26 protein-coding genes and 1 tRNA gene are annotated in these 24,334 nt (G+C 48.7%); 2 read left to right on the top strand and 25 right to left on the bottom strand.

Annotated features, from left to right (window positions below):
* Positions 1-29: 29 nt before the first annotated feature.
* From Q9M42_RS07385 to Q9M42_RS07370, 4 genes are read right to left on the bottom strand one after another with little or no spacing between them, the layout of a single operon-like run.
* A complete protein-coding gene (locus tag Q9M42_RS07385) occupies positions 30-884 on the bottom strand; it encodes a fructosamine kinase family protein (protein WP_322525842.1) in 855 nt (284 codons plus the stop codon).
* Positions 884-1,351, bottom strand: a complete 468-nt coding sequence (locus tag Q9M42_RS07380) for a low molecular weight protein-tyrosine-phosphatase (RefSeq protein ID WP_322525841.1) — start codon at positions 1,349-1,351, stop codon at positions 884-886. Before Q9M42_RS07380 ends, Q9M42_RS07385 begins: the two co-directional genes overlap by 1 nt.
* A 12-nt stretch (positions 1,352-1,363) precedes the next feature.
* Positions 1,364-1,801, bottom strand: a complete 438-nt coding sequence (locus Q9M42_RS07375; protein ID WP_322525840.1) for a YaaR family protein — start codon at positions 1,799-1,801, stop codon at positions 1,364-1,366.
* A gap of 17 nt (positions 1,802-1,818) precedes the next feature.
* Positions 1,819-2,943, bottom strand: a complete 1,125-nt coding sequence (locus Q9M42_RS07370; RefSeq protein WP_322525945.1) for a M20/M25/M40 family metallo-hydrolase — start codon at positions 2,941-2,943, stop codon at positions 1,819-1,821.
* A 102-nt stretch (positions 2,944-3,045) separates the two neighbouring features.
* On the opposite strand from Q9M42_RS07370, the gene prli42 reads away from it, so the two are divergent.
* The gene (gene prli42, locus Q9M42_RS15540; RefSeq protein WP_369698793.1) at positions 3,046-3,126 is read left to right on the top strand and encodes a stressosome-associated protein Prli42; all 81 of its coding nucleotides are present in this window, start codon (positions 3,046-3,048) and stop codon (positions 3,124-3,126) included.
* Between the two features lie 70 nt (positions 3,127-3,196).
* On the opposite strand, the gene Q9M42_RS07365 is transcribed toward prli42, so the two are convergent.
* The 3 genes from Q9M42_RS07365 to Q9M42_RS07355 all read right to left on the bottom strand — a co-directional run bounded on the left by Q9M42_RS07365 (position 3,197) and on the right by Q9M42_RS07355 (position 4,895).
* Positions 3,197-4,213: an aromatic acid exporter family protein gene (locus Q9M42_RS07365; RefSeq protein ID WP_322525839.1), complete on the bottom strand. Its 1,017-nt coding sequence runs from the start codon at positions 4,211-4,213 to the stop codon at positions 3,197-3,199.
* A 171-nt stretch (positions 4,214-4,384) separates the two neighbouring features.
* A tRNA-Arg gene (locus tag Q9M42_RS07360) sits at positions 4,385-4,459 on the bottom strand.
* Between the two features lie 73 nt (positions 4,460-4,532).
* A complete protein-coding gene (locus Q9M42_RS07355) occupies positions 4,533-4,895 on the bottom strand; it encodes a hypothetical protein (RefSeq protein WP_322525838.1) in 363 nt (120 codons plus the stop codon).
* 169 nt (positions 4,896-5,064) lie between these two features.
* On the opposite strand from Q9M42_RS07355, the gene Q9M42_RS07350 reads away from it, so the two are divergent.
* Positions 5,065-5,301: a hypothetical protein gene (locus Q9M42_RS07350; protein WP_022793565.1), complete on the top strand. Its 237-nt coding sequence runs from the start codon at positions 5,065-5,067 to the stop codon at positions 5,299-5,301.
* Between the two features lie 69 nt (positions 5,302-5,370).
* On the opposite strand, the gene Q9M42_RS07345 is transcribed toward Q9M42_RS07350, so the two are convergent.
* The 18 genes from Q9M42_RS07345 to nusB all read right to left on the bottom strand — a co-directional run bounded on the left by Q9M42_RS07345 (position 5,371) and on the right by nusB (position 24,329).
* Entirely contained in the window at positions 5,371-5,799 is a 429-nt protein-coding gene (locus Q9M42_RS07345; RefSeq protein ID WP_022793566.1) for a BrxA/BrxB family bacilliredoxin, read from the bottom strand.
* An 80-nt stretch (positions 5,800-5,879) separates the two neighbouring features.
* Positions 5,880-6,941: a metal ABC transporter solute-binding protein, Zn/Mn family gene (locus tag Q9M42_RS07340; RefSeq protein WP_322525837.1), complete on the bottom strand. Its 1,062-nt coding sequence runs from the start codon at positions 6,939-6,941 to the stop codon at positions 5,880-5,882.
* Positions 6,942-7,069: 128 nt separating this feature from the next.
* On the bottom strand, positions 7,070-8,320 hold the full coding sequence (locus Q9M42_RS07335; protein WP_322525836.1) for a dihydrolipoamide acetyltransferase family protein: 1,251 nt from the start codon (positions 8,318-8,320) through the stop codon (positions 7,070-7,072).
* Between the two features lie 13 nt (positions 8,321-8,333).
* The gene (locus Q9M42_RS07330; protein WP_322525835.1) at positions 8,334-9,317 is read right to left on the bottom strand and encodes an alpha-ketoacid dehydrogenase subunit beta; all 984 of its coding nucleotides are present in this window, start codon (positions 9,315-9,317) and stop codon (positions 8,334-8,336) included.
* A gap of 1 nt (position 9,318) precedes the next feature.
* Complete coding sequence (locus Q9M42_RS07325; RefSeq protein ID WP_322525834.1) at positions 9,319-10,326, bottom strand: thiamine pyrophosphate-dependent dehydrogenase E1 component subunit alpha; 1,008 nt, start codon at positions 10,324-10,326, stop codon at positions 9,319-9,321.
* 20 nt (positions 10,327-10,346) lie between these two features.
* On the bottom strand, positions 10,347-11,762 hold the full coding sequence (gene lpdA / locus Q9M42_RS07320) for a dihydrolipoyl dehydrogenase (RefSeq protein ID WP_322525833.1): 1,416 nt from the start codon (positions 11,760-11,762) through the stop codon (positions 10,347-10,349).
* A gap of 204 nt (positions 11,763-11,966) precedes the next feature.
* Complete coding sequence (locus Q9M42_RS07315) at positions 11,967-13,067, bottom strand: Leu/Phe/Val dehydrogenase (RefSeq protein WP_322525832.1); 1,101 nt, start codon at positions 13,065-13,067, stop codon at positions 11,967-11,969.
* 31 nt (positions 13,068-13,098) lie between these two features.
* Positions 13,099-13,869 carry a sporulation transcription factor Spo0A gene (gene spo0A, locus Q9M42_RS07310; RefSeq protein WP_322525831.1) on the bottom strand — a complete coding sequence of 257 codons (771 nt, stop codon included), beginning with the start codon at positions 13,867-13,869 and terminating at the stop codon, positions 13,099-13,101.
* A 133-nt stretch (positions 13,870-14,002) separates the two neighbouring features.
* Positions 14,003-15,727 carry a DNA repair protein RecN gene (gene recN / locus Q9M42_RS07305; protein ID WP_322525830.1) on the bottom strand — a complete coding sequence of 575 codons (1,725 nt, stop codon included), beginning with the start codon at positions 15,725-15,727 and terminating at the stop codon, positions 14,003-14,005.
* A gap of 25 nt (positions 15,728-15,752) precedes the next feature.
* Positions 15,753-16,202, bottom strand: coding sequence for a transcriptional regulator AhrC/ArgR (ahrC, locus tag Q9M42_RS07300; RefSeq protein ID WP_079476774.1), 450 nt, complete (start codon positions 16,200-16,202; stop codon positions 15,753-15,755).
* A gap of 142 nt (positions 16,203-16,344) precedes the next feature.
* A complete protein-coding gene (locus tag Q9M42_RS07295; protein ID WP_322525829.1) occupies positions 16,345-17,172 on the bottom strand; it encodes a TlyA family RNA methyltransferase in 828 nt (275 codons plus the stop codon).
* On the bottom strand, positions 17,169-19,067 hold the full coding sequence (dxs, locus tag Q9M42_RS07290) for a 1-deoxy-D-xylulose-5-phosphate synthase (RefSeq protein WP_322525828.1): 1,899 nt from the start codon (positions 19,065-19,067) through the stop codon (positions 17,169-17,171). The genes Q9M42_RS07295 and dxs overlap by 4 nt, the downstream gene beginning before the upstream one ends.
* A gap of 10 nt (positions 19,068-19,077) precedes the next feature.
* Positions 19,078-19,689 (bottom strand): hypothetical protein, encoded by a 612-nt coding sequence (locus tag Q9M42_RS07285; RefSeq protein WP_322525827.1) that lies wholly within the window; start codon positions 19,687-19,689, stop codon positions 19,078-19,080.
* 859 nt (positions 19,690-20,548) lie between these two features.
* The gene (locus Q9M42_RS07280) at positions 20,549-21,436 is read right to left on the bottom strand and encodes a polyprenyl synthetase family protein (protein ID WP_322525826.1); all 888 of its coding nucleotides are present in this window, start codon (positions 21,434-21,436) and stop codon (positions 20,549-20,551) included.
* A complete protein-coding gene (xseB, locus tag Q9M42_RS07275; protein ID WP_322525944.1) occupies positions 21,433-21,669 on the bottom strand; it encodes an exodeoxyribonuclease VII small subunit in 237 nt (78 codons plus the stop codon). Before xseB ends, Q9M42_RS07280 begins: the two co-directional genes overlap by 4 nt.
* Entirely contained in the window at positions 21,669-23,054 is a 1,386-nt protein-coding gene (gene xseA / locus Q9M42_RS07270; RefSeq protein WP_322525825.1) for an exodeoxyribonuclease VII large subunit, read from the bottom strand. The genes xseB and xseA overlap by 1 nt, the downstream gene beginning before the upstream one ends.
* A 4-nt stretch (positions 23,055-23,058) precedes the next feature.
* Positions 23,059-23,919 carry a bifunctional methylenetetrahydrofolate dehydrogenase/methenyltetrahydrofolate cyclohydrolase FolD gene (gene folD, locus Q9M42_RS07265; RefSeq protein WP_322525824.1) on the bottom strand — a complete coding sequence of 287 codons (861 nt, stop codon included), beginning with the start codon at positions 23,917-23,919 and terminating at the stop codon, positions 23,059-23,061.
* The gene (nusB, locus tag Q9M42_RS07260) at positions 23,916-24,329 is read right to left on the bottom strand and encodes a transcription antitermination factor NusB (RefSeq protein WP_022793584.1); all 414 of its coding nucleotides are present in this window, start codon (positions 24,327-24,329) and stop codon (positions 23,916-23,918) included. The genes folD and nusB overlap by 4 nt, the downstream gene beginning before the upstream one ends.
* Positions 24,330-24,334: the final 5 nt, after the last annotated feature.

Below are 24,334 nucleotides of genomic sequence, written 5' to 3'. Positions count from 1 at the left end.
AAAAGACCTTTCAGAAAGAAAGGTCCCGTTCAACTGCTTCTGCTGTATGATGCAAGCACCCGGTCCACCTGCGCCCCGTACATTTCCCCGAACACATTTAAATGGACGAGCAAATAATATAACTGATAGAGAGGCATCCGTTCTTCAAATTCAGCTTCCACCGGCTGGATGGTTTCATACGCTTCATACGTTCGTTCGGAAAATCCTCCAAACAGCCGGGTAAAGGCAAGATCAAATTCATAGTCTCCGTACCAGCAGGCAGGGTCAATCAAATATGGACGCCCCTCTTCTCCTGTGAGCCAATTGCCGGCCCAAAGATCTCCGTGCAGCTTCACCGGCTGCCGGTCGTCGGGTATCCATTCTCCGAGATGGTCCAGAATATATCGCAGGCGGCGGGACCGTTCGTCAGTCAATTTGCCCAGGGATCTGGCGATTTCCATCTGCGGCCGCAGGCGGTGGTCCCTTACAAAACGCACCCAGCTTGTTTCCCAGGAATTCTCCTGTGGCAGCTCCCCGATAAAGTTATCCTCCTCAAGGCCGAAATAATACCCGGAGGATTGATGGAGATTGGCCAGATCGATTCCCAGCCATTCATCCGTGCGGCTGTCCCCGCTTCCCTGAATAATATCCATAATGATAAATTTTTTCGACCAGTGCAGTACATCAGGCACGTGCACCGCTTCCGATTCACGCAAAAATTCGAGCCCGCGTTTTTCCTGGCGGAAAAAATCATACGGTGCCTCTTCATTCCATTTCAAAAAATAGGAGCGCTTGTTTGTATCCACCCGGTAGGCAGAGCTGATGCTTCCTCCGGAGAGGCTTGCTATATTGGTTACTTCTGCCTGCGGATCCACGTATCGTATCGCTTTTTGAATATGCTCCATTATACATTCTCCTGCTCTCTAATCCATTGTAATAAATGAAAGGTACTCGTATTAACCAGTTCAAACACGTGACCAAAATTATTGTCGAAGTAAGGGTCAGGGACGTCTTCACTCCGGCGCTCAGGGTGAAAGTCCAGCAGTTTCCACACCCTGCCGTCTTTAGCGGAAACGTGAAAGTTCTGAAGCATCTCCAGGTTCTGTTCATCCATAGCTACAATATAATCGGCTTCTTCTCCGGACTGCACGACCCGGGCTGTTCCCGGACCGGAATGAATACCATGCTGTTCGAGTACACCAATCGTTCCTTTGTGCGGAGGCGAGCCTGCATGCCAATCACCGAGACCGGCTGAATCCACACTGATTTTATTTTCTACTCCCGCTTCCTGCAGATGCTTTTGCAAAAGTGCTTCTGCCATTGGCGAACGGCAAATGTTTCCTAAACAGATGAATAAAACCTTTATACTCATAGATACCCTCCTTTATCCGTAGAGATGTATAATCATGCCTTTTATTTCCCCGGTCATATCAAGAAGGGAGAGGGGCTCCTGTTCCTGCTGCAGCATCTGGTCTGTCATTTCCACTAATTTTTTATCAATCTTTTCAATCAGCTGATGGGTTTTGAGCCGTCCGTCGCTGCCAAATGACCTTTCTTCATGCAGATTCAATCCGTGGTCCTTAAGTTCTGTAATAATTTCTCTTACAAGGCGTTTATACTCTTTTAACTCCGGAATGGTCTGGTTCTCCATCAAACGCCTTCCCTGCTGATCGAGCTGTTCGAGCATGATACCCATCTGCCGGTTGAATGTTTTGGACTGTTCGGTCTGCATTATTTCCGAGAACGGATTCTTTTCGGCTTTTCTCTCCTTTACATTGGGGAGCGGTGATTTAATATTTCCCTGAAGACGATGAATATCCACGCGTATATTGTCCTCCTTTACGCGTCTTCTGCTGGCCCGGTTACAATGGCCGCCATAAACGCTGGTACTTTCACAAATTCTTTTATAAGCAGCCGTTCTTCCGTCGTGTGGATATTTTCATATCCGACGCCCAGATTGATGGTAGGTATGCCGTAGCCGGAAATCACGTTGGCATCGCTGCCGCCTCCGCTCTGGACAGTTCTCGGCTCCACATCGAGCCGGTTGGCGGCCTGCACTGCACGCTGCACCACATCATCTGATTCAGCCAGCACGTATCCTTCATACATTGGCTGTATGTCAATAGATGCCTCGGCCCCCATTTCTTCCGCTGCTTCTTCGAATGCCTCGCGCATCGCAGCTATCTGTCTGCTCAGCTTATCCGGTTTAAAGGAGCGTGCTTCAGCAGAAATCACGACTTCATCACATACGACATTTGTCTGAGTGCCTCCGGCAAAGCTTCCGATGTTGGCTGTTGTTTCTTCATCAATTCGTCCAAGCGGCATCTTGGTCACTGCTTTAGAAGCAACGCTGATGGCTGAAATGCCTTTTTCCGGCTCCACACCTGCGTGCGCTTTCTTTCCGTAAATAGTCGCGTGCATTTTCGTTTGATACGGCGCTGAAGTAACGAGTGTGCCTACCGGTCCGTCACTATCAAGCGCATAGCCCATATCGGCGTGCACGAGTCCGGTATCAAGATGCTTTGCGCCCATAAGGCCGGACTCTTCCCCGACTGTGATGATAAACTGAATATCACCATAAGGCTCGTCTTCTTCCTGAAGTACTTTTACCATTTCGAGCATCGCCGCAATGCCTGCTTTGTCATCAGCTCCGAGAATCGTTTCACCACTTGAAACGATATACTCATCCTGCACTTCGGGTTCAATACCTTTGCCCGGTTCGACTGTATCCATGTGAGAGGTGAAATAAATTACCGGCTTTGTGCTGTCTGTGCCTTTTAACGTACAGACCAAATTTCCTGCCCCGTGTCCGGTCAGGGCTTTGGCGTTATCTTCTTTTGTTTCGAGGCCAAGCTCCTGGAATTTGCGTTTGATTACATCCGCGATTTTGGCTTCATGCTTCGTTTCCGAATCTATCTGCACCAGTTCGATAAATTCCTGTATTAAACGTTCCTGATTTGTCATCACTATTATAACTCCTTTGCGGGTTGCTTAGGTTTATTATATATTTTTTTGCCTGCTGTGTTATAATTTGAGCATCAGTTTCTATTGAAAGCGGGGGTTAGAATGCAGAAAGTCATTATTTACATTATGATTTTTGCGCTTGTCGGCAGCAGCCTGTTGATGGGCGGAGCGGCGATGTTTTAAAACAAACGCCAATCCTTGTATGTACCGGATAAAGCAGAACTTGCGAGTTTACATCCCGCTTGTTCTGCTTTTATTTGTTTCTGCGTGCCATCTGCCTGTTTAATCGTTTGCCCGAGATTGTATGGGTACGCTTCGGGTCAGGCTTAAACATTTTTTTTATGAGCAGGTATTCTTCAATTTCATACAGGATATAAAATAGAGAGGAACGTATTTCGAATTCATGCCTTGTTTTAGGCAGCTCCATCTGCTGAATTTCATACTTCATTTCGTCAAGACGGTATAAAAAATAACCGGCAGTATTGCCCGGGGAAACAGCGTCGCTTAATTCATCCATATAATCAGCCATTTTATGGCCCTGAGGCACTGACTGATCAATCGAAGAAATAAACGGAAGGATACTCTCGAGTACCGAGAACTGTTTTTCTCTCATGCGGAAATAGTGATAAAAGTAGTCATCATCCCGGAGGAAGTGGTTGTCTATATCCCTCAGGGCTTTCCCTTTAGCTTCATCAATGATCTTCGCTGCATCCGAAAATTCTGCCCCGTCCCAGACATTATCTCCAAAACGAAGGTAGTTAGCGTATTCCTCCCAAATTTTACGAAAAGCGTCTTCAAGGCTTAATTGGTCCTGGGCCAGACTTTTTTCACTGCTCGGCATATAAAGGTTCATAATTAAAGCTACCCCAATACCGATAAAAATAATCGCGAGCTCGTTCATCCAGATACCAGCGCTCACCTGTTCCTCTGTATAAAGGTGCAGGACGATAACACTGCTTGTGACGATACCCCGGGCAGCGTTCGCTGCTACGCTGAGTGGAATACTGATGAGAAAGAGTGCAGCGATGGCCACCGGATTATAGCCTATCAGTTCAAAGAATACACTCGCGACCCCGAGCCCAATCACACAGGAAACGAGTCGTTCGATGCTGACACTCAGGGAGCCCCTTTTGGTCGTCGTAATACAAAGAATGGTAATGACACCTGCTGATATGTAATAATCCAGCTGCAGCAGCTGGGCAATGTATACGGATATAGCTGTGCCTACTGCTGTTTTCAGCGTCCGATATCCAATTCGGAATCTCCCCATCTAAAAAACCTCTCAGTTTATTCATTCGTTCTTATATTATATCGTAAACACAGGCAGAGGGAAACTGACTGGCGTCCTTCATCCCGGCAGCGCCCTCTTCTGCATTCGTACCAGCTTAATAAACAAATAAAAAAGCAAAGGAATAGCTCCTTTGCTTACACATTTATTCATTGGTGCGCCTACCAGGACTCGAACCTGGAATGCGAGAACCGGAATCTCGAGTGATATCCCTTTCACCATAGGCGCTTTTGTCATATGTTTTAACAAGACAATGAATACTATACCAATGAACGAATATGAAAGTCAACCCATTTTTTAATCACGCTTCCCCAGGAGACCCTTCGAGCATTTTTTCAAACTGTTCGTTGATATCCTCTTCACTGTATCCTGCTTCCTGAAGCCTTTTAGTAAAATGCTGGGAATACACTCTGGAACGTTCCTGCATCTTTCCGAACTTCTTGGACTCCTGCTTTTTTTTCGTCCGCTTCTGGCGGTCTTCCGCATTGGACATGATGCTCTCGGTAATAAACAAGGCTTTCCATACCTGCTCTTCTTCATATCTGGATGCGTTTGCATCAAGTTCATCGATGACGTTTTGGTAGTAATCACGGAACTCTTCGTACGAAATCTCTTCGTCCATGTTTAAGTATTCCTGAATTTTTTCATAATGCGCCTGAATCATTTGTCTCCGCCCTTTTCATTTATGTATTCCGAATCAGTATACCACGAAAGTAAAGCTGAGCGTCAAGGCACTTCCGTGTCATTTCTTATTTTTGCAATTGACGTTTAAATCAAAAGCTCTGGAGGGAAGAATCCTTAATAGATCTTACACGAAGAAAGAGGGATAGCATATGGCAGAAGTAACATTTAAAGCTAATGTAGGAGAACCGCAGACGACAATCGCTTCTAACGGCAAAACACTATGGTATAGTGTGACAAAGGAGGAAGGCCCTTCAACAAAAAGTAATGACTTTCGGGTAGGGTTTGAAACTTCCCAGGAATTCGAGCCGAAAACAAGCGAAATTGTATTTCCGGATGTTGATACTACTGTAGAGCAGGACGGCAACATCTATCATTTGGAAAAATAAATCCAATGGACTCCTTCTTTAGGAAGGAGCTCTTTTTTTACAAAAAAAAAGCGCCCCGGAGGGCACTTTTTATTTTGTGCAGTATTGATCGAAAGCTTCTTCGAGTTTTTGAACAACCTGAATCGGCTCATGGCCTTCAATTTCATGACGTTCAACCATGCGTACCAATTCTCCATCTTTTAAGAGCCCAAACGATGGAGACGACGGCGGGAACCCTGTAAAGTAAGAACGGGCCTGCTCGGTCGCTTCTTTATCCTGACCTGCAAATACGGTCACAAGCCGGTCCGGCTTCGTGTCATAATTCGTCATATAAGCTGCCGCCGGACGGGCAATGCCTCCAGCACAGCCGCATACAGAGTTCACCATCACAAGTGTTGTGCCTTCCTTGTTCAACACTTCATCGACTTCTTCCGGGGTACGAAGAGACTGGTAGCCCGCTTCTTCGATTTCATCTCGGGAAGCTTGTACTATATCATTGACGTAAAAATCAAAATTCATTAAAATCCTTCCTTTCCTTCACCGAATACCTATATTGTAGCGGATAAGAACAGGGAATCACAAGTAAGAAGCTTGAAAAGTTATTCGTTCAGTGCTTTTTCAAGGTTATCGATATTCTGATTCATCAATGATACATAGCTCGCGCCATCAGCAATTTCTTCTTCGCTGGCTGATTCGAGGTTATTTAGCGTATAAACCTCTGCTCCGATTTCTTCCTGGAGAACGTCTGTCGTATCAGACGGGATGTTTTCTTCCACCATAATGGCGTTCAGGTCATTTTGTTCTGCTTTATCGATAATATCATTGATTTCCTGCGTGGAAGGTTCATCCTGGGCGTTTACGCCGTTAACAGCGATTTCTTCCAGCCCGTATCGTTCTTCCCAGTATCCGTATGCTGCATGGGAAACAATAAATTGATTTTTACTGCTTTCATCCACAAGGGTCTCGAACCGATCATCCAATTCATCGAGTTCCGCCGCCAGTTCTTCATAATTATTTTCATAGGTCTGCTCGTTATCCGGATCTGCCTCTATTAGCTGGTCTTTAATCACGCCGGCTGCTTCTTTCGCCTGAACTGGGTCAATCCATACGTGAGGATCCGTGCCGCTATGGTCGTGCTCTTCCCCGCTGTGGCTTTCTTCAGCATGCTCAGCGTGTTCTTCTTCAGATTCGCCCTCCTCATGATCGTGGACTTCTTCCCCGCTGTGGCTTTCTTCAGTATGCTCAGCATGTTCTTCTTCAGATTCGCCCTCCTCATGATCATGGGCTTCTTCCCCGCCGGCAGCCTCTGCCACCCTGGCTATCTGTACATCCTGGTCGCCAATAGTGCTCTCCACTTCGTCAGCAAACCCTTCCATTCCGTTTCCGGTCATCACAAATACATCGCCCTCCGCAATATTTGTAAGTGTCTGCGGCGTTGGGTCATATGTATGAGCATCCGACCCTGCCGGTACGACGTTTTCTACATTCACATGATCGCCGCCGATCTGTTTTGTGAAGTCTTCCCAGGCAAAAAGTGTGGTATACACTTCTAGTTTTTCCTCACTTTCGCTTCCCTGTTCTTCCTGATTATCTGCTGAACCGCAAGCGCTTAAAGAAACAAAGGCTGCTCCGGCTGCCCCTAAAATAAATAATTTTTTCATCATTGCACCTCTTTATCGTAATGATTACGTTTTGTATGTACATTGATTTTAGCGCAAGGGAAGCCGTTTGTAAATAAGAACGATTCTTTTTTATGCCAAAAAAAGAGAGCTCCCACGGGAAGCCTCTTTTAAATGTTTTCATTGCCTTTATAATTTTCAAGCCGCTGCTTTAAATCAGCTAAAAACCGTCCGCACAGCAGGCCGTCCAAAATCCGGTGATCCAGGGAAAGACACAGGTTAACCATATAGCGTATCGCTATCATATCCCCCTGCATGACGACCGGTCGTTTTACGATCGATTCCACAGAAAGAATGGCTGCCTGCGGGTGATTAATAATCGGCATGGACTGCACCGAACCGAATGAACCAGTGTTGTTCACCGTGAACGTTCCGCTTCTCATTTCTTCTGCCTTAATGGTCCCCTGGCGGACTTTAGTGGCAAGAGACTGCATATCCCGGGCGAGACCACGGATATTTTTTTCGTCTGCCCGTTTGATGACCGGGACATAAAGAGCTTCCTCACTGGCCACAGCCATCGACAGATTCACTTCCTTGCGCTGAATAATCCGATCACCGTCCCAGGTGGAATTAAGACTCGGAAACAGCTGAAGGGATTCGGACACAGCCTTCATGAAAAACGGCAGATACGTCAGCGAAAAGCCTTCTTTTTGTTTAAACTCATCCTTCACGCTGTTCCGGTATGCAACTAAATCCGTCACGTCTACTTCAATCATCGTCCAGGCGTGGGGGATTTCCTGCTTGCTTTTCACCATGTTGTCAGCAATTGCTTTCCTTGCTCCGGTTACCGGAATAATCGTGTCGCCTTCACGCTCCTCCTGATTTTCAGAAGGCTTTGTTGAATAGATGGGAAATGGCGAAGGTGCAGCTTCTTCCTGTTTGGTTTTTTCTGCTCCTTCCCTGATCGCTTTTTCAACATCTTTTTTCGTAATGCGTCCCTGTCTGCCAGAGCCCTCAATCTCTTCAAGATCCAGACCGTTCTCCTGGGCGAGCCGCCATACCACCGGCGAATACCTTTTTTTCATTGACTTCTCTTCCTCCCCGGCTGTTTGTTGTGCCGGGGCCGTTTGTTCCGTTTTTGCAGAAGGCTTCTCAGCTTCCTCCGCCGCGGCCGGCTGTGCTTCTTCTGTTTCCACATAGCATATGAGCGTGCCTACAGCCACTGTTTCGTTTTCTTCAGCGACGAGCTCGCTGATTTCGCCTGTATAAGAGCTCGGGATCTCTGCACTCACTTTATCCGACAGCACTTCTGCGATGGGGTCATATTTTTTTACTTTATCGCCCGGTTTTACAAGCCACTGGGATAGCGTGCCTTCGGTGACACTTTCCCCGAGCTGCGGCATTGTTACTTCTTTGCGCATCCTTGATACCCTCCTAAAATTCCGCCAAATCTCGTATCGCTTTCGTGATTTTATCCGTGTTCATTAAAAATTCCTTTTCAAGTGTCGGAGCGTAAGGCATGGCCGGCACATCGGGGGCAGCCAGTCTCCGAACCGGGGCATCGAGATCAAACAAATTGTGTTCGGAAATGATGGCCGACACTTCACTCATGATGCTTCCTTCGAGATTATCCTCGGTGACAAGCAGCACCTTTCCTGTTTTCGCTGCTGCCTCTTTGACCGCTTCCCGGTCGACTGGATAGACGGTTCTCAGATCTACCAGATGCACATCAATGCCTTCTGCAGCAAGTGTGTCGGCTGCCTGATTGGCCAGATGCACACACAGTCCGTATGTAATAACGGTGATATCCGTGCCTTCCCGTTTGACCGCCGCTTTTCCGATTGGTACCGTGTAGTCTTCTTCCGGTACCTCGTCTTTAAGCATCCGGTACGCACGCTTATGCTCAAAAAACAGCACCGGGTCGTTATCCCGGATCGATGCCTTCAGCAGTCCCTTCGCGTCATAAGGCGTGGACGGAATCACGACTTTCAGCCCCGGCGTATTGGCAAACAGTGCCTCCACTGACTGGGAATGATACAGGGCACCGTGCACACCGCCGCCAAAAGGTGCTCGGATCGTAATCGGGCAGTACCAGTCATTGTTGGAGCGGTACCGGATTTTCGCCGCTTCAGATACAATCTGGTTGACTGCCGGCATAATAAAGTCCGCAAACTGCATTTCCGCTACCGGGCGGAGGCCGTACATCGCAGCTCCTATGCCCACTCCTGCGATCGCTGATTCGGAGAGCGGAGTGTCAATGACGCGCTGGTCTCCGTAGGTGCTGTGCAGTTCTTCAGTCGCACGGAACACCCCGCCCTTCAGACCGACATCCTCGCCCAGTACGAACACATTTTCATCACGCGCCATTTCTTCTTTCATCGCTGTATTGATTGCCTGAATATAAGACATGACTGCCATATTAGTCCCCTTCTTCCTCGTAAACATACTGCCCAAGCGTCTCAACAGCCGGGTATTCTGCTGCTTCAGCGGCATCCGTTGCGGCATCCACTTCCTCGTGGATCCGCTGCTCCATTGCCTGCTCTTTTTCTTCGGTAAGTATCCCTTCGGTCCGCAGGTAATCCGCAAAAGCTACAACCGCATCGGTCTGCTTTTCCTCATCCATTTCTTCGACACTACGGTACAGCTTGTCGTTATCATCGCTTGAGTGAGGCGTAAGTCTTGCCACGAGCGCTTCCACAAGGCTCGGGCCTTTACCGTCCCGCGCACGGTCCACTGCTTCTTTCATCGCCTTATACACCTCAAACGGCCGCGTGCCCTCCACGGTTACTCCCGGCATTCCGTAGCCCTTTGCGCGGTCAGCAACATGCTCGCAGGCGAGCTGTTTACTGAGTGGCACGCTAATTGCGTATTTATTGTTTTCACAGAAAAACACGACCGGAAGATCATGAACGCCGGCAAAGTTCATGCCTTCATGAAAATCTCCCTGGTTGGAGGAGCCTTCGCCAAACGTGACCATCGTAACAAAATCCTTGTTTTTCATTTTAGCTGCCAGTCCGAACCCGGCAGCATGGGGAATCTGAGTGGTTACCGGAGAGGACTGGGTCACAATACGGTTTTTCCGCTGGCCAAAGTGTCCCGGCATCTGTCTGGATTCAGAGTTGGGATCTCCCTGTTTAGCAAAAGCTGCCAGCATTAAGTCCTTTGCGGTCATTCCAAATGCCATAACGAGACCAAAATCCCGGTAATACGGCAGCAGGTAGTCCTTATCGCGGTCAAGTGCCATAGCTGCAGCCGCCTGCGCCGCTTCCTGGCCCTGGCAGGAGACAACAAAAGAAATTTTGCCAGCACGGTTCAGCAGCCACATCCGTTCATCAAGACGTCTCGCCTGCAGCATAATTTCATACATTGTGAGCGCTTCTTCGTCGCTTAAGCCTACTTCCCGGTGAGTACTGTATTCTTGAATCATTTTTGTTCCTCCTCTTTATTTCACCCGTGGTGAATAGCTTTTCCGTCTACAGCCAGGGCACCTTCAGCGTAAATTTCTGCCAATGTCGGATGCGCGTGCACGGCTCCCTGTATTTCAAGATGCGAGGCATTCATATAGACTGCGAGCGCTCCTTCGTTGATCAATTCGGTCGCTTTTTTTCCAACAATATGAACGCCGAGCACGTCTTCAGTGTCTTTATCTACAATCATTTTCATAAATCCTTCCGGATCACTTTCTATTAGTGCCTTGCCTATCGCCTGAAAAGGCACGGTGCTTGTTTTAATATCCAGGCCGACGTCTTTGGCCTCGCGCTCTGTCCAGCCCACGGAAGCCATTTCAGGATCCGAGTAGACACAGGAAGGAACGTGCTTATAGTTAAGAGGCTCGGGGTGATTTCCAAGCATATGCTCTACAGCAATGATGCCTTCACGTGAGGCCACGTGGGCGAGCTGCATGCCGCCGATAACGTCGCCGATAGCGTACATATGCGATTCCTTCGTCTGGTACATGCCGGACGTCTCGATGAAGCTGTTCCGGACTTCGACTTCTGTGTTGTGGAGCCCCAGATCTCCCGTGTTGCCGTTTCTTCCGACAGCGACGAGCATCTTCTCAGCCGCCAGTGCTTCTCCGGCCACTGTACGGACCGCTATTTCTCCGTTTTTCGTAAGTGAAGAAGAGTCGAGCTGTGTATTTGTATAAATACGGACCCCTTTTTTCTTCAGGCGTTTTTCCGCCTCTTTTGACACGGCTTCGTCCATCATCGGAAGCAGGCGATCGCCGAGCTCCACCATCTGTACCTCTACACCAAAATCCTGAAGCATTGAAGCCCATTCCACGCCAATAACTCCTCCTCCAACAATAACGATCGACGAAGGAAGCTTTTCTGCTTCGAGCAATTCCTCAGAGGACAAAATGTATTCGCCATCAATATCGAGTCCTGGCACAGTCGCCGGACTGGAGCCTGTGGCGAGCATAATCTGTTTGGGCTGCAGCATGATATTTTCTCCTTCGGTTTCTGTCTCCACTGAAATGGTGCTTGCCGTTGGAGAAAATATGGAAGCCCCGAGGATGCGCCCGTGTCCGTAATATACATCCACCTGGTGTCTTGAGAGCAGATGCTGGACTCCTTTATGTAATTGTTGTACCGTCTGATTCTTTTTTTCGCGTACCTTTCCGAACTGCAGCCCCACGTTGTCTGCTTCTATGCCGTAGTCCAGGCTTTCCTGCACCATTTTATATACCTCTGCGCTTTTTAAATACGATTTACTTGGGATGCATCCACGGTGCAGGCAGGTGCCGCCGATATCCCGGGCTTCTACCACCGCCGTCGATAATCCTCTTTTTGCTGCATGCACAGCGGCCACATATCCGCCGGTACCAGCTCCTAATATGACCAGGTCATATTCTTTAGCCATAAAAATTCCTCCTGCGGGCTTTCACCCAGGATTTTATTCATTTATCTCTACTTTATTTTAATGGATTTTTCCGTTTCATCATAGCACGAAAATAGATCTGGTAAAGAGAAGTTTTGGCATTTGGAGATTATTATAGCACATCCCTTTGCTCAGCCGTAAAACAGATCCCGGTGCTAAAATAAATAAAGCAGCGCTCAGGCTGCTTTACCGGTTCGTTAAAATATGCCGCGAATGGGGTAGAAACTGTTTCCTTGAACGCTTGATGGATTCAATGCGCTCTTCGGCCATCCGGTTGGCGGCCTGAAACGATGGGATGCTGTCACGCCCCGCAATTTCAAATACACGAACAATATTATCGTAAATACCGTCGACTTTTTTCAGGGCTCTCTCGCGGTCGTACCCGTAGAGCTCGTCGGCGATGTTAATTACGCCCCCTGCATTGATAATGTAATCCGGGGCATAAACGATGCCACGATCCTCTAAACGGATGCCGTCCTCTTCCGTCTGCAGCTGATTGTTCGCTGCTCCGGCTACAACTTTTGCCTGCAGACGAGGGATGGTGCGTTCGTTCAATCCGCCTCCCAGCGCACACGGGCTGAAAATATCGCACGGAACATCGTAAATTTCTTCCGGCGCCACCGCTTGTGCTCCGTAGGTGTGAACAGCACGCTCCACTGAAGCGTCCCGGATATCCGTTACAATTAATGAGGCTCCTTCTTCATGAAGAAATCTACACATTTCAAACGATACGTGCCCTACGCCCTGAACTGCAATCGTTCTGCCGGCAAGGCTGTCGGTATCGAAGGCTTCCTTCGCCGCTGCTTTCATGCCCTGATACACGCCCCGCGCGGTGACCGGTGAAGGATTCCCACTCGATCCGGAAGCAGAAGACAGTGAAATACCGGTCACAAAATTTGTTTCTTCATGGATAATATCCATATCATGCTCTGTCGTACCAACATCCTCTGCCGTAATGTAGCGGCCGGCAAGTCCTTCAATATAACGACCGAATGCACGAAACATCTCTTCATTCTTATCTGTGCGGGCATCTCCTATAATCACAGCTTTTCCCCCGCCAAGATTCAGTCCGGCTGCTGCATTTTTGTATGTCATCCCTTTGGCGAGACGCAGCACGTCCTCAAACGCTGCTTCTTCGTTCTCATACGTCCACATTCTTGTGCCACCCAGAGCAGGGCCGAGTGTCGTATCATGTATCGCAATAATTGCTTTTAATCCTGAATTACGATCCTGGCAGACCACTACCTGCTCATAATCGTGCAGCTCCATACGTTCAAACAATTCCATTTTTCGTTCTCCTTTTTTTGTAAATTCAAATTTATATCTGCTCCGTGCGCAGCCGATCGGCTACTACTGCGATAAATTCACTGTTTGAAGGCTTATAGGGCAAAGCTCCGTCCTGGCTCCAGCCGAACAGATCGGAGATCGCCTGCGTATGGCCACGGTCCCAGGCTACAACAATGGAATGTCGTAACGCCCGTTCGACCCGGCTTGGCGTCGTCTGAAATTTCCGCGCAATTTCAGGATACAGCTGCTTGGTGACTGCGTTAATCATCTGCATATCATCCACCACAAGTTTCACTGCTTCCTGCATATATACATAGCCTTTAATATGGGAGGGAATACCAACATATTGAATAATATCTTTAATACGCTCTTCCACCGACTGACGACCCCCAGCTTTTTCCGGCATGTCTTCAGTCAGCACCTGGGAATTCAGGCCTGCTCTGTGCACATCCCGAATATTTGCCATCAGTGCCTCCATATCAAATGGCTTTAAAACATAGTAGGCAGCACCGAGCTCCACCGCTTTTTTTGTTACATCCTCCTGACCGAAAGCAGTTAACATAATAACTTTCGTGTTAACAGTATGTTTATTTTTCAGTGCCGTTAATACAGAAAGCCCGTCCCGATGCGGCATTATGATATCAAGGAGTAAGACCTCCGGTCGTTTTTGTTCCACTACCTCGAGCGCCTCTTCCCCGTTATGGGCCGTGCCTGCTATTTCCATGTCTTCCTGTTCTTCTATATGTTCAATTAATACTTCGACGAGTTCTTTGTTATCGTCGGCCACTACGACCCGTATCATTTCTTTCCACTCCTTTTGCCGCAGGCTTCTGCCACATTCCATTTTCCTTTCGACATTATTTTACCATAGCGTGTCGCATAGAAAAAGACAACTTCAGCAGTTGTCTTTTTCAGGTGGACATATTCTATTGGAGCTACACATTGCTTTTGGCTTTCTCGGCCATTTCCAGCAGCTCAGTTGCATTTTCTCTTGTCAGAGCCGTCACTTCGACTCCCGAAATCATCCGGGCGATTTCATCGATTTTATAATCTGCCGTTAACGGTGTAACGATCGTTTGGACTCTTTCTTCTTTTTCTTCTTTTTGAATATACAAATGGCTGTCTGCCATTGCAGCTACCTGTGGCAGATGGGTTATGCAAAGTACCTGGGATCCTCTGGAAACCAAATGGATTTTTTCCGCAATCGCCTGGGCAACCCGGCCGCTCACACCCGTATCAACCTCGTCAAAAATCAGGGAAGTAACGTGCTGGAAGCCGGAAAGAATCGTTTTCAAAGCCAGCATAATCCTGGAAATCTCCCCGCCGGAAGCTACTTTTGCGAGCGGCTTTAATGGCTCACCCGCATTGGCTGAAATAAGGAACTCAATCTTGTCCGCTCCCTTTTCATTAAATACCCACGTCTCCCCCTCAGACGTCTGATAGGTTTTCCCGCGGTTGAGAGGTGAAATCTGCACTTCCATTGTAGCCTTCTCCATGTACAGCGCCTGAAGCTCCTGCTGCACGCTGTCGGCAAGCGAAAGACCCGCCTGGCGGCGAAGATCGGTTAATGTTTTTGCTTCGGCAATCAGCTCTTCCGCTGCCTGGGAAAGAGCCTGCTCATATTCGGCGATTCGCTCTTCTTTATTGGCGAGTGAATCGATTTCCTCTTCGATTTTAGAAGCATATACTAAAATTTCTTCAACGGAATCTCCGTATTTTCTTTTCAGCTTATTCAACTCATCGAGCCGGTTTTCCACTTCGTTTAACCTCTCAGGATCAAAAGCCATGGAATCAGCTTTGTCCCGAAGCGTAAACGTTGCCTCTTCCATCATGTAATAAGCCGAACTGATTGATTCGGAAAGCTCTCCGAGATCTGTATCGATTTCTGCAGCTTCTTCCACGCTCGATACGGCCATGCCCGCCCAGTCGAGGGCCTTGCCTTCACCGTACAGATGATCATAGGCTCCACGGATTGCCTCGAACAGCTTTTCGCTGTTGGCCAGAATGTGACGCTCCTTTTCCAGATCTTCATCTTCCCCCGGCTGCAGGCCGGCGGCCTCAATTTCCTGAAGCTGGTATTGAATGAAATCTAGCCGGTTTGCTGTTTCCTGGTCACTTTCCTTCAGCTGCTTTAACTTGGACTGCAGTTGTCCAAAACGGTAGTAGCGTGTTTGATAGTCTTCAAGCGCTTCTTCAAGCTCGGTTTTCCCGAACCGGTCCAGCATCTGCTGATGACGTTCAGCATGCATCAGGTCCTGATGTTCATGCTGACCATGGATATCCACGAGGCTGTGCCCGGTCTCCCTCAATACAGCAAGCGTCACCAATTTACCGTTGATACGGCAGATGCTCTTGCCCTGATGAGTAATATCCCGGCGCAAAACGACCATATCATCTTCAATATCAATGCCTGCGGCCTCTAATTTCTCAACTGCGGGGTGGTTGTCCTCCAGGCGGAACAGCCCTTCCATTTCTGCCCGTTTTTCTCCGTGGCGTACATATTCAGCCGATCCCCTTCCACCGATAAGCAGGCCGATCGCATCAATGATAATGGATTTTCCGGCACCCGTTTCACCGCTTAATACTGTTAATCCATTTTCAAATGAAACGGTTAACTCCTCGATAATGGCAAAATTCTTGATGGAAATTTCTTCAAGCATTTCTGTACCCCATTTCCAATTAGCGTTAAAGCATTTCTAAAAATCGGTTTACAATCTCAGGTGAATTTTCCTTCTGCTTACATATAATGAGAATCGTGTCATCCCCGCAAATGGTTCCCATAATATTTTCCCAGTCCAGATTATCAATGAGTGCACCTACAGCATTGGCGTTGCCCGGCAGTGTTTTCATGACAATTAAATTCTCCGAATGATCAATGCCTACAAAGCTGTCCACGAGTGCCCGTTTTAATTTCTGCATAGGATTGAAGCGTTGATCGGCAGGCAGACTGTATTTGTATCTGCCGTCAATCATCGGCACCTTCACAAGGTGAAGCTCTTTAATATCCCGCGACACCGTCGCCTGAGTCACATTGTAGCCGTCTCCCCGAAGCCTCGCTACTAAATCATCCTGCGTTTCTATGTCTGTATTTGAAATCAATTCCCTGATTTTTATGTGTCTTTGACCCTTATTCATCCCGAAACCTCCTGTGCAAAACTACTTTTATCATAACTATTTCATTATAATTATACAAGTTTATGAGTAAATAGCATGCCATGATTTAAAAATTCTTTCAAAGCCATGGGTTAAACAAAAAAACGCCGAAGAGGATCGGCGTTTACGAAGATTCCAGTTTTTTCTTAAATGATTCATGTGCGTCCCGGACTACCTCTGCTATTCGCTCCTCACCGGGACGCGACGGCTTATCGCTTAATACCGAACCATACAGCAGGTATTCGATATTGCCGTCTCCCCCGGTAATCGGTGAAAAATCGAGCGCTTCCGGCACTAAGCCAAAGCTTTCGGCTGACTGAACTGTTTTTTTCAGTACTTCCCTGTGCACCGAAGGGTCCCGGACGATGCCTTTTCTGCCAACCTTTTCCCGTCCCGCTTCAAACTGCGGCTTGATGAGTACGCAAAAGCCGGCACCTGAGGCCAGCACCTGCGGCATAACAGGGAAAAGCTTTTCCAGTGAAATAAAGGATACGTCAGCGATCAGCAGTACAGGAATCCCCCGCGTCAGCTGACTTTTATCGAGGTATCTGAAATTAACCCTCTCCATCACCTCTACCCGGGGGTCCTGACGCAGCTTCCAGGCGAGCTGATTGTAGCCGACATCCAGCGCATATACCATAGAAGCTCCGTTTTGCAGCGCACAGTCGGTGAACCCCCCGGTAGAAGCTCCGACATCGAGCACCACAGCATCCTGCAGATCCAGCTGAAACGATTGAATAGCTTTTTCCAGTTTTAATCCGCCCCGACTGACGTAGGGCATCTGCTTCCCCTTCAGGCGTAAAGCTGCCTCATCACTGATTTTTGCGCCGGGCTTGTCCACTACTTCATCATCTGCCAGTACAAGGCCTGCCATAATTGCCCGTTTGGCTTTTTCCCGGGAATCAAACAGCCCCTTCTGCACTACCAGCGTATCAATGCGTTCTTTATTCATCCGCGGATATTTGTTCTTTCTTTACTGGTCATTGCCGTCACTTTTTCCGCTACTTTCTCTGGAGTGAGGCCCAGTTCTTCATAAAGCTCCGGCACACTGCCATGTTCTACATAGTAGTCGGCAATGCCCATCCGGCGGATTGGAAGCGAGTCATGCTCATGGTCGGCCATATATTCAAGCACAGCGCTTCCGAAGCTGCCCTTCAATGCTGCTTCTTCCACTGTCAAAACCGGTTTGCCTTCTTCAGCTAATTCTTCAAGCATTTCGTCGTCAAGCGGCTTGGCTGAACGGGCGTTAACGATACGTACACTAGTGCCCTGTCCGCTTAAAACGGCAGCTGCCTCCTCTACGATTGGAAGCATTGTTCCAAACGAGAGGATCGTACAGTCCGTCCCTTCACGCACGACCTCCCATTTGCCGTAAGGAATCATTTGAAATTCTTCGTCCATTTCCACTCCGAGCCCGTTACCGCGTGGGTAGCGGACGGCTGTTGGACCATCGTCATTATGGAAAGCCGAATACAGCATATGCTGCAGTTCATTTTCATCCTTCGGCATCAATATTTTCATATTTGGCAGGTGCCGCAGATATGCAATGTCAAACACGCCCTGGTGCGTCTCTCCGTCAGCGCCGACCAAGCCTGCACGGTCGATGCCAAAGAGCACATTCAAATTTTGACGGCAGACGTCATGCACAAGCTGGTCATAGCCCCGCTGCAAAAACGTGGAGTACACGCCGAACACCGGCTTCATTCCCTGCGTGGCAAGCGCTCCTGACATCGTCGTAGCGTGCTGTTCAGCGATGCCTACGTCAAACATGCGATCCGGAAATTTGTCCGCAAACGTGTCAAGCTTTGTACCGCCGGCCATAGCCGCTGTTATGGCGACCAGACGCGGATCCTGTTCTGCTATTTTTTGCAGGGTATTGCTGAACACGGCACTGTAGGCAGGCGCGGCTGCCGGTTTTTTAATTACTTCACCGGATTCAATCTTATATGGCCCAAGACCGTGCCAGGTCCCTTTGGCATCCTCCTCCGCCGGTGTGTAGCCTTTGCCTTTTTTGGAGAGAACATGCACAATCACCGGTCCGTTAGTGTCTCTGGCATATTTAATATTAGCGTGCAGGTCATCGAGATCATGACCATCCACTGGACCGAGATACGTAAATCCAAGCTCCTCAAAAAACATGCCGGACAGAACCATCTGCTTCATGCTGTCTTTCATCCGGTCGGCGTAGGAAGCAAGCTTCGACCCGAACGCAGGAATTCTGCGCAGCATATGATCCACGTCTTCTTTCGTTCTGCGGTAAGTACCGGCTGTCCGAATACGGCCAAGCATGCTGTGGAGTGCCCCTACGTTTGGAGAAATCGACATCTCATTGTCGTTCAGAATAATAGTAACGTCCGTCTGTTCATGTCCGATATGGTTAAGTGCTTCGAGAGCCATACCGCCAGTAAGGGCTCCATCACCAATAATAGCTGCTACTTTGGCATCTTCACCCTTCAGCTGATTCGCAAGCGCCATTCCTTCTGCTGCAGAAAGCGATGTCGAGCTGTGGCCGGTCTCCCACACATCATGTTCACTTTCTGAGCGTTTAGGAAAGCCGCAAAGCCCCTGGTACTGGCGCAGCGAATCAAATCGATCAGCACGTCCAGTTAAAATTTTGTGCACGTAGGACTGGTGCCCGACGTCCCAGATGAGTTTGTCTTTTGGCGTATTGTAAAGCTGATGCAGGGTGAGCGTTAATTCCACTACTCCGAGATTGGGACCGAGATGGCCGCCGGTAACGGATAATTTTTCAATGAGGAAAGCTCGTATATCTTCACCCAGTGCTTTTAATTCTTTATCGTTGTACTGCTTCATGAATCCAGGGTCTTGGATAGTTTCCAGGTTCATTTAAATCCCCCTACCTGCTATGTTTTTCTGTTGATGATTTCCATCTTCTTTTCTTTGGAATCAGCTTAATTTTTAACTTATTTTCAATAAAATACAAGATTCTTCCGACCTGAAAAACAATATTGTTTGCATACTTAATCGCAAATGTTTTTCCAAGTGCTTTCCCGCTGACTGTGAGCGCTGCCACGATAGCTGTAAATATAGTGCTCAGAATCAGCTGGCCGTTGGAGCTGTTGTTTGTACCTATTGTCATGCCAAGCTGTACGACAACTGCCGAGCTTGCTGTACCGCTTACAACCCCGCTAATGTCACCGATTACATCGGCGCAGAAGTTTGCCACCCGGTCGGCATTTCGCTGAATAAATACACTATGGGAGGCACCGGGAACCTTTTTAGCAGCCATTGCATTAAAAGGTCTCGGCTTTGCCGCTGTAGCAGCGACCCCGATCACGTCAAAGATCACACCGATAAATACGATAATCAGCACGACTACCATGCCGATCGCCCAGCCCACTCCCGAGAGCACCGCTGTCGAGACTACCGAGAAGATAGCAGCGAGTACTAAAGTAACAAATCCTATCAACGTACTCCACCGGAGCGATTTCTTCCATAAACTATTCATGTTCACTTATCACCAAATTCTTTGTTTTTATCATAACGTACATCTTGTTCTTTTAATATCATTTTATGCTATGGCCTGATTGTTTATACCCTAAATAACACATATTTAAGCTTTTCCCCTGCTTTAACGTCAACCATTCACGTAAAAGAAAAAAGCGCCTGCCAGCGCTTCTTCAACTACTTATGTATAAAGTTGAATGGTCGCCCGGAGCGTAAACCTTGTGGCTTAGGTCCAGTAGGATTTCCCATCAGACAGCCAATTCGTCGCCGAATCGGTGGTTACCCTTTAATGCCTGATGAACGCCGTCACCGGCAGTTCGACTGAATTACCACTTAGACCACACTGCAATCCACTCCGGACGTGCGTCAAACAGCCTAGGAGTTTTCCCCGGCAGTTCCGTGCCACTTTCTTATCCTCTTTTGCAGAACAAGTTTCAGTTGTTGGGTCCCATAACAGTTGGCCGACCGGTATGATACCAATTGAACAACTTCCCCACTGTTCCACTCAAGGCAGGCTACGCTGTTGAAAGGCCTTCCCTTGGCCTTTGCAACAGGTCTTACCGCGGCATGCATCCGGGACGGTATCCGTCTTCCAGGATGACCCGGATGCATTACCACAGCCTCCACGGCGAAAGGGTTCGCGCCCACATGCCATTGTGGATCGCCCTTACGCCTTAACTCCCAGCACCGACCCAGGGCTGGGCGCCGCAAGCCGACGCCAGGAACTTCATCGATGTGCCCTTCAGCGGATTTTTAGGCCCGCCTTCGAAAATGGAGAACCGACTAGGATACTGCACCATTCAACTTTTCAAAATTATTTTAGCATGGTTTGTCTGTTCTGAAAACTAATTCGTTCTGCTTTAGTGATTGCGCTGGCCAACATATTGTAGAAAGGCCGTTAAAAGGGAGGTATCTACTGCCATGCGCCCGAGCAGCTTTTCTGCCTGTTCAATATGATGGGCAAGTTTCTCTTTTGCCCCTTCAAGCGTCAAAAGCTTTGGATACGTGCTTTTTTCTTTCGTTTCATCGCTTCCGGAGGACTTTCCCATTTCCTCGAGGGATCCTTCAACATCCAGAATGTCATCTTTAATTTGAAAAACGAGACCGAGTTCACGGCCAAACGCACGCCAGTTTTCCACATCTTCGTCTGCAGCTTCTGCTATCAGCGATCCGGAAACTACTGCGTAGGTCAGCAGATCTCCCGTTTTATGATGATGAATGTATTCGAGCTCCTCCAGGGTGAGAGACTGCTTCTCCCCTTCGAGGTCAGCCATCTGACCGCCGACCATGCCTTCGCTTCCGGAGGCCTCAGCCAGCTCCTGCACCAGCTGCAGCCTGGCAGCGGCAGAAGTCGGCCGTGCCGATTCTACAATCCAGGAAAAGGCTGTCGTCTGCAGAGCATCCCCCGCTAAAATGGCAGCGGCTTCCCCGAATTTTTTATGATTCGTCGGCTGTCCCCGGCGCCAGTCATCATCGTCCATCGACGGCAGATCATCGTGAACGAGCGAATACGTATGAATCAGCTCCACGGCAGACGCGGCCGGAAGGTCCTCTTCTTCCACCGGGCGGTAGCATTGCAGCACAGCCAGCGAAAGCAGCGGACGCACGCGTTTCCCTCCTGCTTCGAGAGAATAAAGCATCGCTTCTTTCAGCGTTTCCGGCGTTTTTAATGCATGAACCCGGTCAGTCAGAGCTCGGTCGACAGACGGCCGGTATGTATCGAAAAAATGCTGGAGGTCTCCACTCATTCGCCCGGTTCCTCGTTTTCAAGCGGTGTTACCTCTCCGTTCTCATCCACAATTTCGTCCATCTGTTTTTCAACCTTCTGCAGCTTTTCATGGCACGTGTTGGAAAGCGTCATGCCCTCCTGATACATCGTGATCGCTTTTTCCAGAGGCACTTCGCCTTCCTCGAGCCGTTCTACGATCTGCTCGAGCTTTTCCATCGCCTGTTCAAAAGTTTGTTCTTGTTCTGCCAAGATTACCGCTCCTTTTCCGGACGGGAAAGTGCTTCAAAGCCATCTTCCCCTTTTTCTTTAACTTCACATTGCAGATACCCATCCGTCATATACATTCGCAGGCTGCTTCCTTCGTCTGCCTGGGCAATCGAAGACAGCACCTTATCATTTTCGTCGTAAGCAACATTGTAGCCGCGCTGTAGAATAGCCAGCGGATTCAGCAGTTCAAGCGCCTGCAGCGATTTTGCAAAAGTGGCTTTTTTCCGCTCCACCTGCTGATTCATCGCTTTTTGCAGCCGAGCCCGCTTCTCGTACATCCGTTCGCTTTCAAGTTCGATTAAGCGCTCGGGGTGCTGGCGCATAAGCCGCTTTTCTGTTTCTTCAAGCTTCTGCCTGCTTGTTTTCACCGTCTGCAGCGCCTGCTTTTCAAGCCGTTCCATCAATCGGTCAAGATCCTGTTCTTTTTGTTCAAACAGGCGGGCCGGATATTTAAATGCATACGAACGACGTAGCTTAGCAAGCCGGGTGCGCTGCTCCTGTATTTTATAGTTCATCTGCCGGTGCAGGCGATTCTGCAGCTGCCGGACTTTTTCCTCGAGTTCGCTGATCATCGGGACAGCTATCTCAGCAGCCGCTGTCGGCGTCGCTGCCCGCACATCCGCAGTAAAGTCGGCAATCGTAACATCTGTTTCGTGTCCCACCGCGGAAATCACCGGCACGCTTACGTTCCGGATGGCGCGTGCCACCACTTCTTCGTTAAACGCCCACAGGTCTTCGATAGAGCCGCCTCCGCGTCCAACGATGACTACATCTGCGCTGGTCATTTTTTCGACTCTCTCAAGAGCCCGGGTGACCGATCCCGGTGCTTGTTCCCCCTGCACCAGCACAGGGAACAATGTGATTTTCACCGGGGGAAAACGCCGCTTCAGGGTGGATACAATGTCCCGTATGGCCGCACCGGTAGGCGAAGTAATTACGACAATATGCCTTGGAATAGGCGGGAGCGCACGCTTATGCTCTGGTGCAAACAGCCCTTCTGCCTCCAGTTGTTTTTTCAGCTGTTCAAAGCGCACGTACAGCTGTCCGATACCATCAGGCTCCATCGCGTTCACATACATCTGGTACTGCCCAAAAGGCTCATACACAGAGACGCTGCCTGTTACGAGAACCTTCATGCCGTTTTCCGGAATAAAAGACAGGTTTTTGTTTTTTCCGGCAAACATAACCGCCGATATTCTCGCCTGCTCGTCTTTCAGGGTGAAATACATGTGCCCTCTGCTGTGCTTTTTAAAGTTCGAGATTTCTCCGCGCAGCCATACTTTCTGAAGCCCCGGGTTCTGTTCGATAGAACGCTTGATCGCACCCGTCAGCTGGGAAACGGAGAGCCATTTATCTGCAGGTGACTGCATGCCCTCATGCCTCCTGCCGGTGAAAACGTTTAGCAGATTGCAGTGTGTTGTACAGGAGCATCGTAATCGTCATCGGACCGACGCCTCCCGGTACCGGCGTGAGGTACGAGGCTTTCTCGCTCACTTCTTCAAAATCAACGTCTCCGCACAGCTTACCGTCATCCTTGCGGTTCATCCCGACGTCTATCACAACAGCTCCCGGTTTAACATTTTTCCCTTTTACGAATTCCTGCCGGCCTATGGCCGCGATCAAAATATCTGCCGACTGCATGTACGACGCCAGGTCTTTCGTGCGTGAGTGGCAGTGGGTAACCGTAGCATTTTTATTTAAAAGCAGCTGACCCATCGGTTTGCCGACGATATTGCTTCGTCCGAGAACGACAGCATGTTTGCCTTCAATTGAAACCCCGGTGTATTCAAGCATTTTAATAATGCCATACGGAGTACAAGGGAGAAACGCCTCCTGACCGGTCATCATCCGGCCGATGTTGATGGGATGAAAGCCATCTACATCTTTATCAGGCGAAATGGTTTCAATCACTTTTTTATCCGAAATGTGATCCGGCAGCGGCAGCTGCACCAAAATTCCGTGGATATCTTCATTGTCGTTATAATCTTTTACAATCTGTAAAAGTTCTTCTTCAGTAACCGATTCCGGCAGTTCTTTTAATTCTGAATGGATACCGACTTCTTTAGATGCCTTCTGCTTTCCTTTGACGTACGATCTCGAAGCCGGATTATCTCCTACTAAAACCACGGCAAGTCCCGGTATTTGCTCTCCGTTATTCCAGGAGGCGATCTCCTGCTTGATTTCCTCACGCAATGAAGCTGCTACTTCTTTGCCGCTGATCAGCTGGGCACTCATTCGCTCTCTCTCCCTTCCCGCTCACAATCGCTTAAAATATTCGACAACACGCCGTTGACAAATTTCCCTGCCTCTACACCACCGAATGCCTTGGCCAGTTCAATGGCTTCATTGACGCTGACATGCAGCGGAATATCAGGCACATATAACATCTCATGAACGCACTCTCTTAAAATAGCCCGGTCCACATTTCCAACCCGTTCAAGAGTCCAGTGTTCAAGCTGATCTACGAGCCGTTCATCAATTTCTACTAGGTGTTCCCATACGCCATGCACCGCAGAAATCAGAAATTCATCTGCTTCTTCATCCTCGAGCATGGAATTTTTTATTGCCTGGTCCGCATCAACATCTGTAATATCCATCTGGTACAGTGCTTGTACGGACCGAAGCCTGGCTAAACGTCGATTCATTTCGT

The sequence above is a fragment of the Marinococcus luteus genome, from assembly GCF_034497705.1.
GTDB classification, from domain to species: Bacteria; Bacillota; Bacilli; order Bacillales; family Marinococcaceae; genus Marinococcus; species Marinococcus luteus_A.
Note: the sequence above shows the minus strand (reverse complement) of the source record. Positions and strands in the feature narration are given on the sequence as shown.